The 3,627-nt window shown below is 47.8% G+C and carries 1 protein-coding gene; it reads left to right on the top strand.

Annotation, left to right across the window (positions count from 1 at the left end; all coding sequences use genetic code 11):
• A partial coding sequence (locus B2751_RS04790) for an ABC transporter permease (protein WP_290773246.1) occupies positions 1-3,543 on the top strand: 3,543 nt, incomplete at its 5' end.
• Between the last annotated feature and the right edge of the window lie 84 nt (positions 3,544-3,627).

Raw genomic sequence — 3,627 nt, 5'->3', positions numbered from 1 at the left:
TCGTACGATATCGTCGTCCGTCCGGAAGGCAGCCGGAGTGTGACGGAAGACTTGAACCTGCTTGAACCGAATTATATGAGCGGACTCGACGGTGGGATCACCCGCAAGCAGTACGAGACGATCAAGCAGATTGCTGATGTCGAAGTCGCAGCACCAATCGCGATGATTGGTTATACATCGACATCGAGTAGCGTCGGTACCCATACGATTCAAGAAGAAGGGATTTACCGCTTGAAAATCAAGGATTCTCAAAATACGGGACTCCAAAACGAATTTTATACCATGACAACGTTTCTTGCTGCTGGCTGGGAACCAATGGGTGACGCAACGCGCACAGGCGTCTCCCCTTTAAAACTTGGTGAACAACCCCTCTATGACTATGGCTCAGAAGTCATGATTGCCGGAATCGATCCTGCTGCCGAAGACCAGCTCGTCGGTTTGAAAAAAGCGACCACTACCGGAACATATAGCCGTTTCTTCAGCGAAACGGATCTTCCCGCTTCGTACGGTGATCAAGCGACGCAGATTCCGATTCTATTGAATTCTCGTGAATACGTCGATGCGATGCGCACCTATACATATGAAAAGGTAGAGCTTCCGTTCACTGCAACAGGCGTTGCAGACATGGTCCAAAAGATTGAACAAAAAGGTGGGAAATCATACCTGAGTAAACTACCAGTAGGAGAGCCTACCTCTTATTCGATCACGACTCAAGACGTCCAAAAAAAGCTCGTGGACGGTATCCTTAAAAACACCTTATCAACAGGCGATGCGAACAATAGTGATTCACTGTCTTCCATTACTTTGAAACCTTCACCGGTTGAATACAAAACAATTAAGAGTCCGTACGGTTCCCGTTGGCCCTTTACCTACCAAGTTCAACCAAAAGAGGTCGCCAAGGAATCCTTACTCTTCAAACGAAGCATGTATCGCGAAGCACGTGAATTCGAAGGTGGCTTTAAAGGATGGAAACAAGTCCATCTCAACTATATCGGTGTCTTTAACCCCCGGGAGCTCGATGTTTCAAAGGATCCGTTGACTGAACTTCCAATGGAAACTTACTTCCCGGCAAAAGCACAGTGGGTCATGGATCAAAATGATCGTCCGGTCAATCCAGTCCGTGACGTCAAGCCCGCCAACGACTCCTACGACTTCCTGACGAAACCACCATCGATGCTGACGACGCTCGACGCTGCCTTTAAGTTACGTGGGGATAAAGCAATTTCTGCGATTCGCGTCAACGTCAAAGGGGTCGAGACGATGAACGCAACAAGTGAGAAAAAATTGCAAGCTGTCGCACAGGAAATCGAGGATAAGACGGGTCTGATCACGGACGTCACACTCGGTTCCTCCCCGCAACTCGCCTTGACGTATTTACCCGGTCTAAAAGGAGAATCGGCACTCGGTTGGGTCCAGCAACCGTGGATCAAACTCGGGTCGTCGATCGCGATTTTCCAAGAGGCGAAAGTCGGAATGAGTGGCATCATCGCGAGCGTCATCGCTGTCGCGCTCGTCTACGTCTTCAGTTCGAACATCATCTTGCTCTATGCTCGAAAAAAAGAATTCGCGATTTTACTCTCGCTCGGATGGCGTTCACGGCAGCTATCGAGACTCCTCTTCCTAGAAGCGACACTTCTTGGAACGCTGGTCGCACTCATCGCCTGGGTGATTCTTGGATCATTTTGGATAACAGCGGATCATCCGATTGCCCTCGGACGCATCATCTTGATCGGATTGTCCGGGCTTTTGATCTACTGGGGCGGGACGATTGTTCCGACGTTACTCATCAGACGCATTCAACCATTTGAAAGCATGCGCTCTGGCGAAGTCTCAAAAGGACGTCGTTTCGTCCGAGCACAAAGTGTTCTTGGAATGAGCATCAACCAACTCGCGACTTACTGGCAACGCACGCTTCTGTCCATCATCGCAATTGCCTTACCGACGAGCTTGTTCATCTTCTTCTTGTTCATCACGTTCCGACTGAAAGGCGTCTTATATGCGACATGGCTTGGTGAATACGTCGCGCTCGAAGTCGGTACGATGCATTATGTCGCAATGGGCGTCGCCTTACTCATCGCCATCCTGACAACGACCGAGATCATGTGGCAAAACGTCAACGAACGAAAGAATCAACTCGCCGTCCTGAAGGCAACCGGTTGGCGCAACGGTCAAATCCGACTTCTCGTCTTAAGCGAGGGTGTGATGACTGGACTCTTCGCTGGAATCGTCGGTCTACTTGTTGCCTTAGGAATGATTGGCTTCGTCTATAATCAGTTCCCATCCAGTGAACTCGGTTTCTTAAGTCTTATGCTCCTGATTCCGGTGACGACTGGTGTGTTTGGTGCCTTGCTTCCTGCCCAGCGTGCTGTGCGGATCACACCGAATGCAGCCATCGGTGGCGTAAACGATAATCAACAATTGACCGAACGTCGCTTCAAATGGGCACTCGGTAGCATCGCTGCTACGCTCGTCATCGGGACGACGAGTTTATTCCTCCTCGTTGCACCTGAAACGAGAACGGCTCAAAAAGAAATAACGACACCAAAAGTACAAACGACCGGACAAAAATTAAAAAATCTCGCTCAATATCCTGACGATAAGAAACATACTGCCGAAGACAACACGGCACTGGAGCAATTGATGAACGCAGGCGCTATTCAGACGTACCCGGGTGACCCGGCGGCGAAGAATTATGACTTCTCTGTTAAAAAGCTCGTTTCAACACCAAAAGAGTTAAAGCTCAAGGAGAAGTCAGGATATCGTTTCGTGACGATTCCAGTTTTCCTTCATAACCGGGATGAATTAGCTGCAGATTCGTTTTCGTCGTATCGACCACAAACCTTCTCTTTGATTGCTCTTGACGGAAAAGAATTCACTCCCGTCGATTATGTCAATCACGATAAAACGGCTTGGGTAAATGCATTCAAATACATCAATTCGAAAAAATCATGGGTCGATCTTGTTTACCAAGTACCAGTTGACCAAAAGGTGTTCGTCTTGCTTGCAAAAGATGTGGCCGTCGAAAAAACGACGACCGTCAAGATCACACTCGACGATATCAAAAAAGCGAATGCGACAGCTACTAATCCTTCAACAGAGGAAACGGAAAAATTAAAAACATTGATGAAGCGAGGTGTCACGCAAACAACTCCCGGGAATCCGAAACATCAATCTGATCGTTTTCATGTCGAGGCATTGATTGACACACCAAAAGAACTGAATCTAAAGCAACGTGCTGGTTATCGTTTCGTGACGATCCCTGTCGTCATGCAAAATACAGGGGATGATCTGGGAGGATTCATCACTTATCGTCCCAATCGGTATGCCTTGACAGACTTGCAAGGAACTGATTATGAACCGATCGATTATGTGAATCGCAATGAGAAAGCCTGGAAAAACGGTTTTCAATATTTCGCACCGTACAAGTCACGAGTGGAGTTGGTTTATCAAGTACCAATCGATCAGAAGCGATTCGTTCTGTTCGCTTCTGATCCAGCTTTTCCCAAACCAACGACCGTCAAAATCGATCTGACGAAACAATAATTTAATCACTAGGAGGAATTTGACATGGGTCGTACCATCATTGAAAGGAATCGAGGTTTTGTCGATGCTTAAATTCATCTGGAA

Origin of the sequence: Exiguobacterium sp. UBA6282 (genome assembly GCF_002440475.1) — a bacterium.
Classification (GTDB): domain Bacteria; phylum Bacillota; class Bacilli; order Exiguobacteriales; family Exiguobacteriaceae; genus Exiguobacterium_A.
This window is presented reverse-complemented; position numbering and strand designations above follow the sequence as displayed.